The sequence below is a fragment of the Methanococcus voltae genome, from assembly GCF_017875395.1.
Lineage (GTDB): Archaea > AGJL01 > Methanococci > Methanococcales > Methanococcaceae > Methanococcus > Methanococcus voltae_C.
Genome location: NZ_JAGGMO010000009.1, coordinates 18,208 through 38,078, shown reverse-complemented (window position 1 = coordinate 38,078; position 19,871 = coordinate 18,208). Strand labels below are relative to the sequence as shown.

At 29.2% G+C, this 19,871-nt stretch carries 15 protein-coding genes; 7 read left to right on the top strand and 8 right to left on the bottom strand.

Features of this window, described 5'->3' with window-relative positions; all coding sequences use genetic code 11:
- Window positions 1–265: 265 nt before the first annotated feature.
- Entirely contained in the window at window positions 266–1,411 is a 1,146-nt protein-coding gene (locus tag J2127_RS08170; RefSeq protein ID WP_209733073.1) for a nickel-dependent hydrogenase large subunit, read from the bottom strand.
- 395 nt (window positions 1,412–1,806) lie between these two features.
- Between J2127_RS08170 and J2127_RS08165 the strand changes: the two genes are divergently transcribed.
- Window positions 1,807–3,036, top strand: a complete 1,230-nt coding sequence (locus tag J2127_RS08165) for an ABC transporter ATP-binding protein (protein WP_209733072.1) — start codon at window positions 1,807–1,809, stop codon at window positions 3,034–3,036.
- A 100-nt stretch (window positions 3,037–3,136) separates the two neighbouring features.
- Here the strand turns inward: J2127_RS08165 and J2127_RS08160 are convergent, their stop codons facing one another.
- Both J2127_RS08160 and J2127_RS08155 read right to left on the bottom strand, forming a co-directional pair.
- Window positions 3,137–3,499 (bottom strand): hypothetical protein, encoded by a 363-nt coding sequence (locus J2127_RS08160; RefSeq protein WP_209733071.1) that lies wholly within the window; start codon window positions 3,497–3,499, stop codon window positions 3,137–3,139.
- 178 nt (window positions 3,500–3,677) lie between these two features.
- Window positions 3,678–4,178, bottom strand: a complete 501-nt coding sequence (locus J2127_RS08155) for a deoxyuridine 5'-triphosphate nucleotidohydrolase (protein WP_209733084.1) — start codon at window positions 4,176–4,178, stop codon at window positions 3,678–3,680.
- 201 nt (window positions 4,179–4,379) lie between these two features.
- On the opposite strand from J2127_RS08155, the gene J2127_RS08150 reads away from it, so the two are divergent.
- The 5 genes from J2127_RS08150 (at window position 4,380) to J2127_RS08130 (ending at window position 9,807) form a co-directional block, all read left to right on the top strand.
- On the top strand, window positions 4,380–4,985 hold the full coding sequence (locus J2127_RS08150; protein WP_209733070.1) for a flavodoxin family protein: 606 nt from the start codon (window positions 4,380–4,382) through the stop codon (window positions 4,983–4,985).
- A 229-nt stretch (window positions 4,986–5,214) separates the two neighbouring features.
- Entirely contained in the window at window positions 5,215–5,790 is a 576-nt protein-coding gene (gene afpA / locus J2127_RS08145; protein WP_209733069.1) for an archaeoflavoprotein AfpA, read from the top strand.
- 415 nt (window positions 5,791–6,205) lie between these two features.
- Window positions 6,206–6,958 (top strand): ABC transporter ATP-binding protein, encoded by a 753-nt coding sequence (locus tag J2127_RS08140; RefSeq protein WP_209733068.1) that lies wholly within the window; start codon window positions 6,206–6,208, stop codon window positions 6,956–6,958.
- Between the two features lie 26 nt (window positions 6,959–6,984).
- Window positions 6,985–8,205, top strand: a complete 1,221-nt coding sequence (locus J2127_RS08135) for a SufB/SufD family protein (protein ID WP_209733083.1) — start codon at window positions 6,985–6,987, stop codon at window positions 8,203–8,205.
- A gap of 369 nt (window positions 8,206–8,574) precedes the next feature.
- Window positions 8,575–9,807 (top strand): geranylgeranyl reductase family protein, encoded by a 1,233-nt coding sequence (locus J2127_RS08130; RefSeq protein ID WP_209733082.1) that lies wholly within the window; start codon window positions 8,575–8,577, stop codon window positions 9,805–9,807.
- Window positions 9,808–9,898: 91 nt separating this feature from the next.
- Here the strand turns inward: J2127_RS08130 and pscS are convergent, their stop codons facing one another.
- The 3 genes from pscS to purM all read right to left on the bottom strand — a co-directional run bounded on the left by pscS (window position 9,899) and on the right by purM (window position 14,172).
- Window positions 9,899–11,098: an O-phospho-L-seryl-tRNA:Cys-tRNA synthase gene (gene pscS / locus J2127_RS08125; protein WP_209733067.1), complete on the bottom strand. Its 1,200-nt coding sequence runs from the start codon at window positions 11,096–11,098 to the stop codon at window positions 9,899–9,901.
- 218 nt (window positions 11,099–11,316) lie between these two features.
- Window positions 11,317–13,035, bottom strand: a complete 1,719-nt coding sequence (gene pheT, locus J2127_RS08120; protein ID WP_209733066.1) for a phenylalanine--tRNA ligase subunit beta — start codon at window positions 13,033–13,035, stop codon at window positions 11,317–11,319.
- A 78-nt stretch (window positions 13,036–13,113) separates the two neighbouring features.
- Window positions 13,114–14,172 carry a phosphoribosylformylglycinamidine cyclo-ligase gene (purM, locus tag J2127_RS08115; RefSeq protein ID WP_209733065.1) on the bottom strand — a complete coding sequence of 353 codons (1,059 nt, stop codon included), beginning with the start codon at window positions 14,170–14,172 and terminating at the stop codon, window positions 13,114–13,116.
- Window positions 14,173–14,461: 289 nt separating this feature from the next.
- On the opposite strand from purM, the gene J2127_RS08110 reads away from it, so the two are divergent.
- On the top strand, window positions 14,462–15,178 hold the full coding sequence (locus tag J2127_RS08110; protein ID WP_209733081.1) for a TfuA-like protein: 717 nt from the start codon (window positions 14,462–14,464) through the stop codon (window positions 15,176–15,178).
- A 65-nt stretch (window positions 15,179–15,243) separates the two neighbouring features.
- Here the strand turns inward: J2127_RS08110 and J2127_RS08105 are convergent, their stop codons facing one another.
- Window positions 15,244–16,026, bottom strand: a complete 783-nt coding sequence (locus J2127_RS08105) for an alpha/beta hydrolase (protein ID WP_209733064.1) — start codon at window positions 16,024–16,026, stop codon at window positions 15,244–15,246.
- A gap of 153 nt (window positions 16,027–16,179) precedes the next feature.
- Entirely contained in the window at window positions 16,180–19,731 is a 3,552-nt protein-coding gene (locus tag J2127_RS08100; protein WP_209733063.1) for a NosD domain-containing protein, read from the bottom strand.
- Between the last annotated feature and the right edge of the window lie 140 nt (window positions 19,732–19,871).

Genomic DNA, 19,871 nt, shown 5'->3' with positions numbered 1-19,871 from the left:
TATTTAGTGGGATATTCATCCTATCGGTACACAGGGTAATGTAATCATTATTATATGTTACAATATTTGTACCTATAACTCATTAGTTATATATTTCCCATATAAAAAGGTTTCCACACATTGATATTATAAAATAGATAAGAATAATTTATAAAATAATAAATTAAGAATAATAAGATAATAAAAATAATAAGAATAATAAGAATAATAAGATAATAAAAATAAATTATAAAATATATTTGGATTTTTTATGTCTTTTAAATTTTTAGATTTTTTTGGAATAGGTATTGTAATCTTCTTTTAATATAGATAATCTATCCGTACAAGTAAAACAAGGGTCGCAACTTGCAATGATAAGTTCTGCATCGCTTACATGGTATCCTTTAACGATTTCTTCCATAGCACCTAAGTTTGTAGCAGTAGGGGTCCTTATACGTGCATGTCTTACTCTACCGTCTTTATCAACACCATACGAATAGTATTGCTGACCTCTTTGGGCTTCAGTGTAGCATTCAATAGGTTTAAATTCTTTTACTTCATAGTCTGAGTTGTAAATTTCAGGACTTAAGCTTTTATCGTTTAATAAGTCTAAAGCTTGTCTTATTATTTTAATACTTTCAAGGATTTCAAATCCACGAACTGCAATTCTAGATAATACGTCACAATCGTCAAATAATATTTCATCAAATTCGTAAGCGTCATATTCTGGAACCCAACCCATTTTACGCATATCGGATTTTACATTGCTACCTCTTGCAGTTGGACCTACAGCGTGGAATTTAGCCGCAGTTTTTCTGTCGAGTATACCAACACCTTTCATTCTTGAAATTAAGAGCGGGTCATTTAAAACTCTATCGATAATAGCGGTTATGTTTTCTTCGTATTCATCCAATTTTAAAAGTATTCTTTTGCTCTGTTCTTCAGTTATGTTACAACGAGGTCTAATTCCACCGATTAGCGGGCAAGAATAGTGAACCCTACTACCAGATATCTCGAAGAATATTTGCATAATAGGCTCCCTTGTCATAAAACATCTCATTGACATGGTTTCATGCCCTAATATTTCAAAAGCGTGACCAAATAATAAATTATGGGAGTGTAATCTTTCTAATTCTTCAACAATAACTCTAATATGCTGTGCTCTTTCAGGCACGTATATTTTACTTGCAATTTCCGTTAATCTTACAGAACTCCAGAGGTGTATATGTGAGCAGATACCACATATTTTTTCAGTTAATATACAAGCTTTTTCTACGGGTAAACCTTCCATTAATCTTTCGACGCCCCTATGGTTAACACCGATTATTAATTCTGCGTCTTTTACAATCTCATCATCTATAAAAAGTCTTAATCTGTGCGGTTCTAACATTGTAGAGTGTACTGGTCCAATTGCTATTTCTCCTTCATACATATGACTTCACGATTCCTTAATTTTTAAATATATTTTTAATCTTTAATCTTCAATCTTTATCTTCAATATTCAATTTTAAATATTTTTAATTAATTTTAACTTTAACATTTATTTTACATTATTAATCATTAAAATTTAACAAATATGATGTTTCTATTAATATAAATAATAATTGTAAATTTATTTATTTGAATGTACTGTCTAGTTAAGATAACTTTAAAAAAATTAAGATAACTTTAATAAGTAGTAATTCCATATTTAATAATAATTCTATTATTGAAAATTGAAAGCTACACTCTAAAAATGAAATAAAATAAAGTAAAAGTAACTATAGGGAACTAAAAGGAAATAAAATAAATAAATAAATAAAATAAAAATAATTTAAAGGTTATATGATGCTAAAAACGGAAAATTTAACTGTAGGATATGCTAATTCAGAAGTACTAACGGATGTAAATTTAAATGTACATAAAAATGAAATATTGTGTATTATAGGACCTAACGGGGCGGGGAAATCTACACTTTTAAAAACCATTGCAACATATCTAACTCCCAAAAAAGGGGCAGTATATATAAACAGTTCAAAAATCCACAACTTAAAACCTTCACAACTTGCAAAAGAAATGGCAGTAGTTTTAACGGACAGGATTAATCCTGCAAATATGACGGGATATGATGTAATTTCTATTGGTAGGCACCCATATACTGGTTTATTGGGTAGATTAAGCAAAAAAGATAAAGAAATAATAATGCACAGTGCAAAACTTGTGAATGCAACCAAATTGCTTGAGAAGAACTTTTTCGAGATGAGCGATGGGGAGCGCCAAAAAATAATGATTGCAAGAGCTCTTGCACAAGAGCCGGAGATATTGATACTCGATGAACCTACAAGTTTTTTAGATGCTAATCACAAAATAGAACTTACTTTATTACTTAGAAAGTTATCTAAAAAAGATATAGCTATCATAGTTACTTTACATGATATAGAACTTGCTTTAAGAATTGCAGACAAGATGGCACTAGTTAAAGATAATAAAATACTAGCTTATGGTTTTCCAGAGGATATAATGACCACAGAAACCGTAAATTACCTTTATGGATTGACTGAGGCAAATTATAACGAACAAATCGGTTATTTTGAATTAAAAAATAATTATAATAACGAATTAAGTGATAATTTAAATTCAGATTCAAATTCCGATTTAAACCAAAATAATTCAGAATTTAGTTCAGAATTTGATTCAAAAATTGATACAAGCGACATATTACCACCTAAAAAAGTGTTTATAACCTGTGGTGGTGGAACAGGTGCAAAAGCTTTGAGATACTTTAAGAAAAACGGTTACGACATTACGGTGGGTATCTTACACGAAAATGACATCGATTATGCAATATCTAAAACAATGGAAGTAAATATAATTTCTGAAAAATCATTTTCAAATATTGATGATAACACATTCGAAAACGCCAAAAAACAGTTGTTAAATTGTGAAATGTTTGTATATTCCAATTTCCCAGTTGGAGAAATTAACCAAAAAAATAATGAGTTAGTTGAATTTGCAAAATCGCAAGATATTAAAATTGTAAAATTTGACGGTTCGATAGATTCGTTACAAAATTTATAACAATTTTAATCTTATTATTTATTATACTATTATTTTTAGTATTATTTTATTATTTATTATTTTATATCATCTTATTTTATTACAATACACTATTATTTTATTATTTAAGTGCCTTTTTTTGGAAATCTACCTCAATATAGTATTTTTTCATCCTATATGAGTATATACCAATCAATAAAACGGTAATAGCAACGGCAATAACATATAGCATCCAATTATCCCGTATGAACTGTTCTCCGTTGTAACTATCAGGTAAAAAGCCCGTAGGAATTGTTACGCCAATTACAAATATTGCCATTAAAAAATAGATTACCTTGTCTATTTTTTTTAGATTTTTACTTTTGAGTGCACAGTATAACCCATTTAAAATTAACGATATAATGATTAAATAACCAAGTGGCTTATAGAATAGCCATACAATTATCCCTATGATTAGTATTTTTGTAGTATTCGCCAATCCCATATTAAAACCCCCTTAATTGATTTTAAATCCTCTTTTATATTTTATAATTGTATAATGTCATAATAAATTATCTATTTTAATAGAATATAAATTTATCAATTAACATTCGAGGTATAAAAAATAGAATAATAAAGAAAATAGAATAATAAAGAAAATAGAAAACGTAAAATTAAAAAAATTATTTATTTTTGTAAATTCCTTCGTAGGTTCCGTTTGAATCTTTTGTAGCAACAAATACGACTTGTGCAATTCTAGCATACTTTTTAATTCTTAATGGGTTGATTACGTGCAAAGCGTAAGCAGGATATCCAATATATCCGGGGTCGTGAACTGCTGTGTAGAGTGTTGCACCCATTCTAATTAATGTACTTCTAGGATATGCAAAGCCTGCCATATCTTCAGGTATGCTCATTTTATCTGCTACTTTAACAATATATATACCAGGTTCTAAATCTATGTATTCATCTTTTTCAGAGTCAAAGATTTCAACGTATTCAGGTAATACTCTATCTTTATTTGAGTAATCTATGCAACCTGTACCGTTTAATTTAGAAATAGTACCTACTTTTAAATCAATACCACACTGTTGAATTTGTTTTTCGTCCAAATTTTCAAAAAACTCTTTAGAGATGTTTGCGCCCATTATCATAATAATTACCTTCTTTTTATTTTTATTGATTTTAATTTAGTTTATTTCTTTTTTATTAATTTTAATATTACCTTTATTATTCTTTTTATTTTTTTATATACTATTTATATGTATTTAATACATTCTAATTTTTTTATTAAACTATTTATTAATCAAATTACAGAATAGTATATAATAATTAAAAATACAGTCAAAGTTATTATATCTGTTTATCTATAGCCAGGTGATTTCTTGAAAATTTTAGGTATTAGTGGAAGCCCAAGATTAGAAGGGACTGATTTTGCAGTACAGCATGCTTTAAATTATTTGTCTGATAAGTGTAAAACTGATGGAATAGAATGTGAAACTAAATATATAACCGTGGCAAGAAAGGAATTAAATTTTTGCATACATTGTGACCATTGTATAAGAAAAAAACAAGGTTGCGTTCATAAGGACAGTATGCAAGAAGTTTATGGTGCGTTACAATGGGCAGATGGTATAATTATGGGTACCCCTTGCTATAATGGGAATGTATCCGGACAGTTAAAAACAGTAATGGACAGATGCAGAGCGTTATTTGCAATGGACCTCCATGCAATACGTGATAAGTATGGAATGGGTATTTCAGTAGGCGGGGATAGAAATGGGGGTCAGGAAGTGGCTTTAAAAACGATTCACGACTTTTATATCTTAAATGGTGCTTTACCCGTTAGTGGCGGTTCTTTTGGCTCTAACCTGGGCGCTACGTTCTGGTCACGTGACTTAGGGCGAGAGGGCGTAGAAAATGACACCGAAGGTGCGAGAGTTTTAAAAAGAACGTTAAATAAATTCTATAATGAATTAAGTAAAAAGTAGTAAATTAATAGAATAATAAAATAGTAAATTAATAATAAATTAATAATAAATTAATAATAGAATAAAAGCAAGTAAAAGCAAATATAAACTAATTTATAGTATATCATATACCATTATAGAATAATATATTAGAATATTGAATAACAAATACAATAATGAGTATGAATAAAGATTATGAATAATAACTATAAAAATTTTAAGATTAATATACTATTAAAAAAGTGATATGATGGTTAGAATTGCATGGGGAATAACAGGTTGTGGCGATAAGATAGAAGAGATTGTGAAGACCATGGTTGAATTAAAAGAGGAATACCCTGATCTTGAGGTACACATTTATTACTCTCAAAATGCAAGAATGGTCTTAAGTCTCTATAATTTGCTTGATTTATTAAAAGAAAACTTTGAAAAGGTACTGCCTGAAGCAAATGCAAACGCTCCGTTTTTACCAGGTAAATTGCAAACTGGAAAATATGACGCGTTTTTAGTAGCTCCTGTAACTGCAAACTCGACTGCAAAAATAGCTTACGGTATTGCAGACACTTTGATAACAAATTCCGTCGCTCAAGGGGCGAAAGCAAGAGTTCCAATATTTATGTATCCTCCAGACAATAGATTGGGGGAAATAAATACAATCATACCAGATGGCAGGACAATAAAGCTACACCTTAGGGATGTAGACTATAAAAATGTAGCAACCATAAAACAGATGGAAGAAATAGATGTTTTAGATTCAGTAAGTGAAATAAAGCCCGCTTTAAAAAATTTATTTGAAAAATTAGAAAATAAAGATAATAGTGAATAATAAAATAATAATAGTAAATAATAGTGAATAATAAAAATAATAAAGATAATAAATTTATTTAATTACTCGAAGTAAATTCCATATATTTATTTATATATATTATACATTTGAATAAAATCAAATATAAACTAATATATACTATTAACGATTATTTTTTTAATTACATAATCATATATGCATATGTTGTTAATTCAAAGCCACTACTCAAATTCATATGGGTCATAATTAATAAAATAGATAAGATAAATAAAAAAATGGATAAAATAGATAAAATAGATAATCTACAAAATAAAAATATATTAAACATTATAGATTTTATTAAATTTTATATTTTATATTTTATATTTTATTAAATTTTATTGATAAAGCCTATTTATAAATAAATCAATAATACCGAATATAAAAAGGTGTTTATATGCTACAAATTGAAGATTTATCGGTTAAAACTGGGGATAAGGTAATTTTAAAAGATATTCATCTATATATCGATAAGGGCGAAAGTCACGTTTTATTTGGCCCTAATGGTGCGGGTAAGTCCACACTTTTAAATACTATACTAGGAAACCCAAAATACGAAGTTGTACGTGGTAATATTTACTTTAAAGGTCACGATATAACAGATATGCCAATGTATGAAAGAGCGAAACTTGGAATAGGCATTTCCTACCAATCACCGCCTTCCTTATCTGGTGTAAGATTAAATACATTACTTGAGTCAATAACCACTAAGGATATGAGCAAAATAAATGAAATGGCAGAAAAATTGAACATTAAACATTTCTATGACAGAGATGTAAACGTTGGTTTTTCTGGCGGTGAAGTTAAAAGGTCTGAATTATTACAAATCTATGCCCAAAACCCTGAGTTAATCATGTTTGATGAACCAGATAGTGGTGTAGACGTTGAAAACGTTGAATTATTAGGTGGAATTATAAACCACTTACTTGATAAAGATAAAAAACCAAGTGAACGTAAAAAATCAGGATTAATCATTACACACTTAGGTTATATCTTAAACTTTATGGATGTGGACAAAGCACACGTTTTATATGACGGAGTAATTGCTTGCTCTGGCTCACCTAACGAGATACTTCCTGAAATCATTAAAAACGGTTACGAAAGATGCGTAGCTTGCTCAAGAAATAAAAAATGCGTGGTGGGAAAATGAATCCAAGTCCAGAATTTAGCGAAAAAATGAATCAAAAAATAAAAGAAGCTAAAATCAAAGCAGAGAAGTTTAAAGACGTTCCCGCACCATTTGGGGAAGATATAGACTTCAATGACTACCCAACACCTGCTCCTACAAACAGAGAAGTTGAATCATTGAAAGAAATTGACGACGATGAAAAGATAGCACTTTCAAAAGTAGGAATCGATATAAACGAAAAAAGTACATCTGGTTCATACGTACAAGTTAACAACGAACCGATATACTCAAAAATGTACAAAAATATCGAAATAATGCCTATTACTGAAGCATTTAAAAAGCATGATTTAAGTGAATACTACTGGAATGTAGTAGATATCAAGGATAAATACGCTGCAAGAGTAGAGAATGAATTATCCGAAGGTTATTTCATCTACGCACCAAAAGGCGTAAAAGAATCAATACCTTTACAAACTTGCCTCTTAATTGGTAAAGAAGATGTTTCACAAAACGTCCACAATATCATCATTGTAGAAGAAGGAGCTGAATTAAACGTAATAACAGGATGTACAACATCCCCTCACGTAAAATCAGGTCTTCACTTGGGTGTTTCAGAATTTTACGTTAAAAAAGGCGGTAAATTAACCTATACAATGATACATAATTGGGGCGAAAACGTACACGTTAGACCTAGAACCGGTGTAAGATTAGAAGAAGACGCTGTATTCATTAACAACTACGTTACGACAATGCCTGTTAAGTCTATACAAAGCTATCCAACAGCTTATTGTGAGGGAGACAACAGTAAAGCAACTTTCCAAACAATCGTATACGGTAGCGGTAAATCTAAGTACGATATGGGCTCAAGAGTAGTTCTTAATGGAAAAGGTGCTAGTGCAGACATGATTTCAAGAGTTATCGCAGTTGATGAATCAGAAATCGTTTCAAGAGGTCACCTCGTAGGTGCTGAAAAAGAAGTTAAGGGACACCTTGAATGTAGGGGTTTAATCCTTTCAAAAGACGGTAGAATATTAGCAGTTCCTGAATTGGAGGCTACTGAAACCGATTTGGATTTATCTCACGAAGCAGCAGTAGGTAAGATTGCAGAGGACCAACTTATATATTTAATGTCAAGAGGGCTTACCGAGGATGAGGCGACTTCTTTAATTATTAAAGGGTTCCTTAGCGTGGACATTACAGGCTTACCGGAAGAACTTGCCAAAAGTGTTAAGAATATGATGGACATGACACTTGAAAATGCAATGTAAATAAATGTAAATAAATTTAACTAATTTTATTTAAATAACTTTTTTAATTTTTTAACATGATATTAGTAATTATGTTAATGGCGATATTAATTTTAGTTTTGATTTTTTTATTCACACGATAATCGATGAATTTTAAAAATATGAAATTAACCTTTAAAATTTAAACGTTAAAATTTTAGCAAATCATTTATAGTTTAGAATAATAAGTATTGTAAAAACAAAAATACCAAATATATAAATGCTAAATATAATATAAGGATTGAAAAAATGTCAAATTTAGATTATAACCCTGAAAAAAGTAAACTAGGAAATGAAGATACAATTGAAGATACAATTGAAGGTAGATGCGAGGATATCATGGGATATAAAATGGAAAATAGTCAAAAATATGACGTTATCATCGTAGGTGGCGGTCCTGCAGGTTTTATAACTGCGGAAAATATTAAAAAAGATTTAAATGTATTGGTTGTAGAAGAACATCAATCAATTGGCGTGCCATTACAATGCGCAGGATTATTAAGTAAGCAATGTTCAAAAGAACTTGGAAATCCCAAAGGCATAGTAAATAAAGTTAATGGTGCAAATATTTTTTGCGAAAATCATAAAGTAACTGTTGGCGATGATGGACAAACAAGGGCAATGGTCTATGAAAGGAAAGAAATGGACAAAGACATTGCAAAAAGGGCTTTAAAAAATAATAATGTAAATTTAATGCTAAAATCGCACGGAAAAATTTTGAATGCCAATATTACTAATAATATTACTAATAATATTGAGAATAATGCCAATATTACTAATTTTAAGTACAATGTTGAAATTAAAAACAATTTGAAAGATGAAAAATACTTATTTTCGCCGGAAATAATTGTAGGAGCTGATGGCGTAAAATCAGGAGTGGGTAAATCTTTAGATATGCACAAAAAACGACAAATCGTAACCGGTGTTCAAATAGAATACGCAAATGTGACCAATATTGATAGTGACTTTGTAAATGTTTTTTATGATAAAAGATATAGCAAAAACTTTTTCACCTGGATAATACCAACGGGAAAAGACCGAGTACGTGTAGGGATGTGCGACACGTCAAATGCTTTAAATAAATTAAATAACTTTATAAATACAAATGAGAATGCAAAAGAAATATTAAAAGGTGCCACACCTGTGGAATATAGTATAGGTGCCATACCGATAGGATATAATAGTAAAAGCGTTTTAAACAACGTAATGCTTGTAGGAGACGCAGTTAATCAGGTAAAACCACTTAGTGGAGGCGGTCTTTACTTTGGTGCAAAATGTGCAAAATTATGTGCAAAAACCATTAATAATTATTACAATAATACTACTAATAATGATAACGCTAGTTTGGATTATTTAAAGGTATATGAAGACCTTTGGAAGTCAGAAATTGGCAAAGAAATAAATTACGGCCTAAAAATGAATTATTTAATGAATAAATTGAATAATAAAAATATTAGTCGAATTTTAAAATACGTAAATGATAAAAATTTAGTAGACTATATAAATGCAAATGGTAAAATGGACGAACCATCTGTAATATTGAAAAAAATCGTAGAAGCTTCGTTATTTGGTAAAAAAATATAAAAATATAATAATATAAAAATATAATAATATAAAAATATAAAAATAAAGTAAAAATTGAATTAAAAATATAAATTATATTTAATTTAAGTATTTAATTTAATTTGTTTTCTTTTTTTCCGTTTTCAATAATTTCTTTGAAACTATCAACAACATATTTTGTTTGCTCGTCAGTTAAGCCGAAAGTACTCATTTTAAACTCTTTAGTAGCTCCTCTTCTTATACCGCCGATACCCCTTCTTTTAAGTTCTTCGTAGAAGAAGTAACCTTTTCTTTTGTCATGCTCAGCAATTTCATCAAGAATAGGAGTTTCGAATTTAATTAAATCGTGATTTTTAGGTTTCTCACCGATTTGTTTAAATCCTAAAGTCTCTAATTCATCAATAATCCATCTTGCACGTTTAACTTCTTTATCCCAGTTGTTAACTCTTTCAATAACGTGTGCGAAGCTTGTCATAAGTGTTAATATTGGAATACCCCTACTTGTACAACCTAACATTTCGAGCTCTTTTACAATATTTTTTTTGGACGTTTTTAAGATTTTTTTGCCGTAATCTTCATTTTTATTGCTAATGGACAATAAACCGCAAGGTCCTGAGCCAGACATACTTTTGTGACCTGAAATAGCCAAAAAATCAGCGTTTAAGTCTTCTGCGTTTACTGGCATCCTACCTGCGGAGTAAGCACAATTTAATAAGAATGGGTATCCTTTATCTTTTGCAATCTTCCCAACCTTTTTAGCGTCTGCTACGTTCCCGTAGTTACCATCAACGTGTGTAAGTAATAGTAAACCTATAGGTTTACCTTCATCTTCCAATATTTCAATTCTTTCCTTATATTTTTCAGGATTTACTCTGTAAGTAGGGTAATCTTCCACAGGTGCGATATCAATGTTTAATCTTGCACGTTCAGCAGCTACAAAAGATGTATAGTGTGCGTTACCATCCATAATTACGTAATCACCGCGATTACATACTGAATTCATTATAACGTACTTACTTTCCCTTGCCCCGTGTGTAGGTCTAGTAATATCAGCACCGAAGAATTTTGACGCGTCGTCCAAATATTCATGAATAGGAGGTGTTTCAACCTGGTCTAATCTACCAGCGCAGTAGTCACAAACACTGTAGCCGTCCCAATACTCATAAATAACCTTTTTGGACTCAGTTGGTAAAATTCCGCCCCTCTGAATCGGGTTTAAGTTAATCATTTCTCTTTCGAGATGTCTTTTAATATTTTTGTACTTATCGGTATTTATTTCAGTTCCAATCATAGTTTTTTCAGTATTTTCCATTTTAAACCCCGTTAAATTTGATTTTAAAATGATACGCATATATTAACTAGTTATAAGTTATAAAAAGTAGTATTTTTACTTAAAAAATAATGAAATTAGGTATTTAAGTGGTAATTTTAGATATTTAAGTAGTAATTATTAGTTAATTATAATTATTATGTATTTATAGTCAATATAATTAAAATGAAATTATAATAACCATTTAATTAATTATCATTTTAATTGTCTATTTCAATTTCAAAAGCAGTTATTGGATGTTCTAATTCGAAATTAACAATAACTTGTGGATTAATTTCTCCAAATAATCCTTTGTATTCTCCATTTATTAAAATTTTAGCACATCTGCCTTTAATAAATGATGGGTGAACGTAGTTTTCAATTGTGTAATTTTCAAACTGTTCTCTTAAAAGTGCGTCTATTGCACTTCTAATTTCATTAAAGTTACCATTTGGTTGAATTATAGCACCAGAAACTTTTCTAATGTCTTTACATTTGGTATCAAAGCATTTTTCAGTCTCGTCTGCTTCTTCATCAATGATTACACAGTCTCCAATTTCAAAGATTTTTTGAGGTAATTCATTGTGCTTGTTTATTTTAAGCGTTTCCAACAATTGAGGAATAATTGAAGTTCTAATGACGTTATGCTCAATTGAAGCCGGTTTTAAAACTTCGATGTAATCTTTACAACCTTCTTCAACATTGCCTACCTCTAAATTCATTTTATCAAATAAAATGCCTTTATTTGTAAGTGTTAAGTTCATAACTTCTTGGAATCCTAAACCAATCATTGTATTTTTGATTTCTGTTGATTTAACTTCCAATTCGTTTTTCTGTCCAATTGTATGTACGTTTATTTTAGCGCCTTTGAATTTTTCGTAACCGTAGTTAATAGCTATTTCTTCAACAATATCTACTTTTCCTAACATATCGTTTCTGTATGCAGGAATGTAAACGTTAAGTACGTTATTGCCATCTTTATTGATTAATTCAGCGTCTAAACCTGCTTTTCTCAAAGCTGAAATAACTTGACCAAAGTTTAACTCTAATCCTAATTTTTTATTAATAAACTCTAAGTCGATTTCCATTTGTGTTGGTTCTAAGTTAGGGTAGGTTTTTGTATCAACAACCTTTCCATCTTCTTCGTAAATTACTTTTACGCTGTAAATGGTTCCTCTTCTTTCAGCAAGGGCAGTTGCTACAATATTCAATGTATTTTCAACAGCACCTTTTTCAGTTCCCGTAATATCTATTAAGAGATTTTTAGTGTTTGTAGTAACTTTGGTTAATTCTCCGTTGATTATCGGAGGCATTGACAATACACTTCCGTTTTTATCAGTGATTAACGGGAATTTATCTTTTATAAGGTGTGCGTATTTTTGACCTTTTTCGTGTTTTTCGATTATTTCAGCAGGGGTCATTTCGCCAGCTTCTGCCATTGCTAAAGGTACAAATTTAACTGCATCGCCTTCTACTTCATCATAAGTAAATGGAGCTTCGATTTTATCATAATCGTGAACACCAATAGCCAATTTTTTCCTATCTCTACCGATTGCCCAGTGTAACTTTTCTTGAAGGTTGATGATGCTTTCAAGTATCAAATCATCTACAATTACGTTTTTAACTAGTGCAAAAGCTATATATGGTCTTTCTTTGTTGTTTTTAACGATTACTTCGATATCACTATCATGAATATCGTATTTGGATAAACCTGTTTGAATACCCATAAAGCCCCTAAAACCTCTTGCAAGACCTTCTACGCTTAAATAGTCTGGTCTATTCGGGTTAATTGAAAATTGAACCATTTCTCTTTTATCTTCTTCGAAAAGTTCTTCAACTTCAACGCCCATCATAGGGAATTTATCTTCGATTAATTTATCAGAAAGTGATAAATTTGCCAAATATTCTAAATCCTTCTTATCAACATTGATTGTAGGCATTTTTATTCACCAAATTTTTAGTTTTCTTTATTTTATTATTTTTTATTTTATTAGTTTATTTTTTATAGTTATTCTTAATTATTCCATTATAAATTCGTCTTTTCCGTATTTGACAATAACTGTATCCTTAACAGTTTCGCCATTCTCTAATGTGTATTCATCGTCTATTTTACCTATAATTTGAGCAGGTATCAAGTATTGATTTGCCATTTCGATTACTTTTTCAGCATCTTCTTTTGCAACTACGACACAGAAACCTATTCCCATGTTGAATGTTTTAAACATTTCATGAGTATCAACGCTTCCAAGCTCTTGTATTTCTTTAAATACAGGTAATGGTTCTGGTAACTCATTTATTACATATGTAACGTTCTTGTTTAACCTTTTAATCTTCCTAAATCCACCACCTGTAATATGTGCAAGACCTTTAACGTTTATATCGGATTTTTTAATCATATCCATAACTGGTTTTACATATATTTTTGTAGGAGTGAGTAATTCCTCAGCAACTGTTTTTCCGTGTTTTAATTTTGAGTTAACGTCCAAATTTGCAATATCAAAGAATACTTTTCTTGCAAGTGATAAACCGTTACTGTGAACTCCACTACTTCTTAAACCAACGATTACGTCGCCTTTTTTAGCTTCCTTACCTGTAATTATTTCATCCTTTTTAACAACTGCTAAAACAGTTCCTGCAAGGTCGACACCGTTTATCATACTTGGTAATGAAGCAGTTTCTCCACCGATTAAGTTTATATTGGACTGCTCTAATCCTTCATTTAATCCTTTACCGATTTGTTTTGCAATATCTTCGGTGATTGTTTCAACTGCCATATAATCGACTAATGCGACCGGTTCAGCACCAATGCAAATAGCATCGTTAACATTCATGGCAATCATGTCTATAGGAACAGTATCAAATTTATTAGCCATCTCTGCAACTACCATTTTACTACCTACTCCGTCAGTGCAGAGTACTAAGTAATAATCGCCAAATTCGATAGCTCCTGCATAGTGACCATCTAAATCAGCTGGTTTTATTGCGTCTGTTCTTTTAAAGTTGATTTGTGAAACTAATGCTTTTATTATTTTGTCTTCGCCGTAAATATCTACGCCTGCGTCTTTGTAAGTAACCAAAATTACACCTCAAGTATTCAAATATAAATATACCTATAAATATACATACAATATAAATCATATTTTATAACATTATAGTTTTATTAATTTTTATAATAATATTGGTCTATTTAATCTTTTTATATTATTTACTAATAGATTTATCTATTATCTATTTAAACATAGTATTTATAATTTATTTAAATTTAAACGAAATTGCAATATGCACATAAATAAATATATATTGTATAATAATATAAAAGTATAAAAAAACAAAATAAAACAAAATAATAGTGATTTTATGGAAAATTTGAAAGTAGCAATATTTTCTAAACTAACTCTAAAAGAAAATGAGATTAAAAATTTATTTGAAAGTCATAATAAGCTTAAAAACGTAGATTTGCACATATATGACCCTATAAAAAGAGGGGACTTACAAAAGCCTGAAATGCTTAATTATGACATAATAGGTATAATAGATGGCTGTTTTTTACAAAATACTGCAGTGGGACACCGGGAAATATTAAATATTATAAAGAAAGGTATCAAAGTCTATGGTGCAGGCTCTATGGGTGCTTTAAGGGCTTCCGAATTAGACGATTTTGGAATGGTTGGAGTAGGCAAAGTTTATAACCTCTACAAGTCAGGAGCTCTATGCGATGATGACGAAGTTGCAGTTACATTTGATAAAATATTAAATCATAATCAAAATTTAAGCCAAAAAGAACAATCTGAATTTGAAATTGTACAGGTAACTTTTTCAATGGTTAGCTTTAGGGAATTTATGGCAAACGCACTATCTGATAATATTGTAACTCGGGAAGAACATGATATATTAATTAAAAATGCAAAAGAGCTCTATTATCCCCTTAGAACATATGAAACTGTATTTGAGAAGTCGCAAATTTCTAAGGAAACAATGGATAACTTGATGAATTATATAAAATCTCAAAAAGATATGAAAATGGTCGATGGATTTGAGATGTTAAATCATATAATTAAAGATATTTCAAATTTTAAAAAATAATAAACTAAAATAGAATAAACTAAAAGAAAGTACAATAAATTAAAAATATAAATATTCTTTTAATATTATTTAAAGCAAAATTCTAATGATTTTTTCAAAGCCTGATTGAAAAAATACCAATCATGATTACCCGGTAATTCTTCAAATGTAAAGTCAAAATCGAGCTTTTTCATTTCTTCACTAAATCTCATGTTTTCATTGAGGAAATAATCTTCGTTTCCACAATTGCAGTATATTTTGGGTTTAAGCTGATTATCACTAACTTTTTTCGCAAGTTCTAATATTTCATATTCGGGGATCCATTCCAAACGTTCACCAAAGCAGGCATGAAAATCTCTAATCAACTGTTCGCCATACATTGCTTTGAATTCTTCAGTATGCTCATTTTCACGCTGATAATCCATACCTTCTTTTAAAAATAAACATGGTGAAGAAAACGCACAGCAATACCCGTATTGTTCAGGTTTTGATAATGCACTTTTTAAAGCTCCATATCCGCCCATGGATGCACCAATAATTCCTGTATCTTCACGTTTATCAGATATATTAAAAACACTTCTACATAATGTAGGTAATTCTTCTGTAACATATTTAAAGAATTTTTGGCCATACTTCATATCTGTGTAAAAACTCCGTATAACTTCGGGCATTATGAAAATAGTGTGATAATCGTTTGCGTAAACGGGTAGCATGGTATAATCAACCCAATCTCCACTTCTACCACACATACCATGTAATAAATATATTACTTTATATTTTTCATCAGGGTTAAATTCATTAGGTATAACCGCCGTTATCCCTGTTTCCATTTCCAATACGTTAGAAAAAACATGTCCTCGTAATATCATAATTATCGCCTTTTCAAATATTTTAAATTTTTAAATTATTAATTATAATTAATCAGTTTAATTTAAAATATATAGATTACGATTAAAACAATCTAAAAAAAGTAAAAAAGTAAAAAATGAAATGAAACTTTTGAAAAAAGCTTCATCAAAAGGTTAGTTAACTACCTTATAACCAGAACTAGTCCACTCAACGATAATAGGTTCAGTAGGTAACTCTGTAAGAGTTTCAAAGTACTTTAAAGCAGCTTCAGTTCCTAATCTATCGGAACCAGCTATATAGATTAACTTATAATTCTGTATTACAGTTGAAGAGCCTGAAGGAATACTTATAACTTGTATAATTCCTCTATTTTCTCCAGGATTATCATTAGTTACAGGGATAGAGAATCTATCGTTGTAAACGTTAGCTATTCTGTTAGCTATTGGTCCACCTACGATAATTGTATCTCCATCTATTTCAGTATCATCTGAATGTATATTTTCTTTTAATTCTTTTGCTAACTGTTTATCGAAGCTACTTCCGTAAACTACGTTTGAATTTGAAACTGTCCTTCTTAATGAGCTTGATTCTATGCTTGGTGAAGCATCTAATTTTTTATTGTTATTATTTCTGTTGTATGTTGGCTCAGGCTGTGGCTCAGGCGTTGGTTCTACTTTTTTGCCAGAAATCGGTAAGTAATCTATGTTACCTAAGGATATATTGTATATTTCGTCACAGAAACCGTCGTTATCTGAATCGTTATGAGTTTCAGAGAAACCTGTTCCGTTTGGAGTTGCCCAATAGTTTCCTCCACCTTTCTCTTTTGTAGTACTCCAGTAGTTTGAACTAACCCCTTGGAATTCTATATTTTTCGTATTATTAAATAAATTGTTTATAAAGGAGTTATCATTTGAACTTTCTAAATAAATACCATTAACAGCGTTTGAACTTGCAGTATTATTTATAAAGGAGGTATTGTTTGAATATAATAGGAAAATACCTTTATCATTGTTTGAATTTGCATTACTATTTATAAAGGAGTTATCATTCGAATTACCTAATAAAATACCATTAAAAATGTTTGAATTTGCATTATTATTTATAATGGAGTTATTATTAGAATGGTCTAAATAAATACCATAATAGTTTGAATTTGCATTAGTATTTATAATGGAAGTATTATTAGAATTTCGTAAATAAATACCTACCAGGTTTGAATTTGCATTATTGGTTATAATGGAGTTATTATCAGAATTTCGTAAATAAATACCCTCGGTGTTTGAACTTGCATTAGTATTTATAATGGAGTTATCAGTAGAATTAACTAAATAAATACCGCAACCGTTTGAACTTATATCATTATTTTTTACTGAACAATTTGAGCTATATATCATAAATAGTCCATTACATACATTGGATAAATTCAAATTTTCAACAATCATATTCGAACAGTTTGCGAGTATTACCTGTACAGCATCTTCTGGAACTTTTCCTGTATTGTTATTTTTATAGTAGTAAATTGGTTTACCATTTGCTGTGTTATTTAGTATCGTATGGCTATTATATTGTAATAAAGAACTTCCTTCTATATCAATACCGTTCGTCAATGAATTTTCAATAAATGTATTATTTTGTGAATCTTCCAATTCTATACAAGTATCACTTGAATTTAAAGTATTATTTATAAGAGAGTTATTATCAGAAATACCTAAATAAATACCAAAAATGTTTGAATTTAAAGTATTATTTATAATGTGAGTATTATTTGAATAGTCTACATAAATACCCTGTTTGTTTGAATTTGCATTAGTATTTATAATGGAGTTATTATTAGAATTTCGTAAATAAATACCCCTATCAACGTTTGAATTTAAAGTATTATTTATAACGGAGTTATTATTAGAATCTTCTAAATAAATACCATTAACAATGTTTGAATTTGCAGTATTATTTATAAAGGCGGTATTATTGGAATATTGTAGGTAAATACCATTATTGTTTGAACTTGCATTATTATTTATAAAGGAATTATTATCAGAATTTCGTAAATAAATACCATTATCACTGTTTGAATTTACATTGGTATTTATAAAGGAATTATTATTGGAATAGTATACGTAAATACCATTATTATTTGAATTTGCAGTATTATTTATAAAGGAATTATTATTGGAATATTGTAGGTAAATACTCTTATCATTATTTGAATTTGCAGTATTATTTATAAAGGCGGTATTATTAGAATTTCGCACATAAATACCATTATTGTTTGAATTTACATTACTATTTATAATGGAGTTATTATTGGACTTGTATATGTAAATGCCGAAAATGTTTGAATTTGCAGTAGCATTTATAAAGGAGTTATCATTTGAACTTTCTAAATAAATACCATTAACAGTGTTTGAATTTAAAGTGTTATTTATAATGGAGGTATTATTGGAGTAGTATGCGAAAATACCATTATTGTTTGAACTTGCATTATTATTTAAAACTGTGTTATTATTAGAATTAGCTAAATACATACCCTGATCGTTTGAACTTGCAGTATTATTTATAATGGAGTTATTATTGGAGTAGTATACGAAAATACCCTGATCGTTTGAACTTGCAGTATTATTTATAATGGAGGTATTATCACAATTTTCTAAATAAATACCCTGTTTGTTTGAACTTGCATTATTATTTAAAACTGTGTTATTGTTTGAATTTCGCACATAAATACCCTGTTTGTTTGAACTTGCATTATTATTCCATATAGAATTATTATCGCAACTCTCTAGATATATACCATTAACAGTGTTTGAATCTACAGTGTTATTTATAATGAAATTGTTATTAGAACTCTTGATATAAATACCATTATCTAGATTTGAGCTTACATTATTGCCTATGATTGTAATAGGACTAACGACCTCATACATATGAATACCATTGGCCGTATTTGAGTTTATAGTATTGTTTATAATGGATATATTTGTTATTTCAGCAGCAACAATACCATAATTTGTATTTGAACTTATATTGTTATTAGCAATAGTTAGATTATATACATTATATAGGTCAATACCACGATTGTTATTTGAACTTATATTATTACCACTAATATCTGCATTATGTAAGTCATGTAGTTTAACACCATTTTTATTTAAACTTACGTTGTTATTTGAAATAACTAAATCATTAGAAGTTCCAGATATGGCTATACTCCAATCTTTGTTTAAACTTACATTATTGCCTATAATACTAGTGTTAGGTGAATCTGATATTGATATACCTGAAATATCACTAGAAATTATCGTATTGTTAAGAATGGTTGAATTTTTTGAAGATTTTATATTGATATTATGGTAATTTGAATTTAAAGTATTATTAATTAGGGCGGTATTTTCAGACCCTTCGATTCTAATACCGTAACCAATAGTAGATATATTAAAGTTTTTTATTGTAATATTCTTTACATTAGGTACATAAATACCATAGTCTAAAACATTAATGCTATCATTATCTTTTATAGTAAAGCCTTTTCCATCCAATGTTACATTGTCACTGGTAATTACAATAACTCGACCACTGGAAACTGTTATATTATTTGTTAAATAATACTTTCCCGGCGTATCTATCGTATCGGGTCCAGATATCGGCGTATCTGCATATGTAGTATTGATTGCTAACATTGTTACCATTAGTAACATAAAAAGTGCTATTTTGTAGTTTTTGTTCATATTATCCTCCAGTGTATTATAAAATTAGTTATTTAATTAATTGAATATATAATTATTGATTTAAATCTAGACATAAATAAACTATCTAAATAATATAAAAAATAGAATATATAAAAACTAAAAAAAAGTAGAAAATAAAA

Coding starts and splice junctions, on each gene's coding strand:
- J2127_RS08170 (WP_209733073.1), bottom strand. CDS start 1,411: ATGTATGAAGGAGAAATAGCAATTGGACCAGTACACTCTACAATGTTA.
- J2127_RS08165 (WP_209733072.1), top strand. CDS start 1,807: ATGCTAAAAACGGAAAATTTAACTGTAGGATATGCTAATTCAGAAGTA.
- J2127_RS08160 (WP_209733071.1), bottom strand. CDS start 3,499: ATGGGATTGGCGAATACTACAAAAATACTAATCATAGGGATAATTGTA.
- afpA (WP_209733069.1), top strand. CDS start 5,215: ATGGTTAGAATTGCATGGGGAATAACAGGTTGTGGCGATAAGATAGAA.
- J2127_RS08140 (WP_209733068.1), top strand. CDS start 6,206: ATGCTACAAATTGAAGATTTATCGGTTAAAACTGGGGATAAGGTAATT.
- J2127_RS08135 (WP_209733083.1), top strand. CDS start 6,985: ATGAATCAAAAAATAAAAGAAGCTAAAATCAAAGCAGAGAAGTTTAAA.
- J2127_RS08130 (WP_209733082.1), top strand. CDS start 8,575: ATGGAAAATAGTCAAAAATATGACGTTATCATCGTAGGTGGCGGTCCT.
- pscS (WP_209733067.1), bottom strand. CDS start 11,098: ATGGAAAATACTGAAAAAACTATGATTGGAACTGAAATAAATACCGAT.
- pheT (WP_209733066.1), bottom strand. CDS start 13,035: ATGCCTACAATCAATGTTGATAAGAAGGATTTAGAATATTTGGCAAAT.
- J2127_RS08105 (WP_209733064.1), bottom strand. CDS start 16,026: ATGATATTACGAGGACATGTTTTTTCTAACGTATTGGAAATGGAAACA.
- J2127_RS08100 (WP_209733063.1), bottom strand. CDS start 19,731: ATGAACAAAAACTACAAAATAGCACTTTTTATGTTACTAATGGTAACA.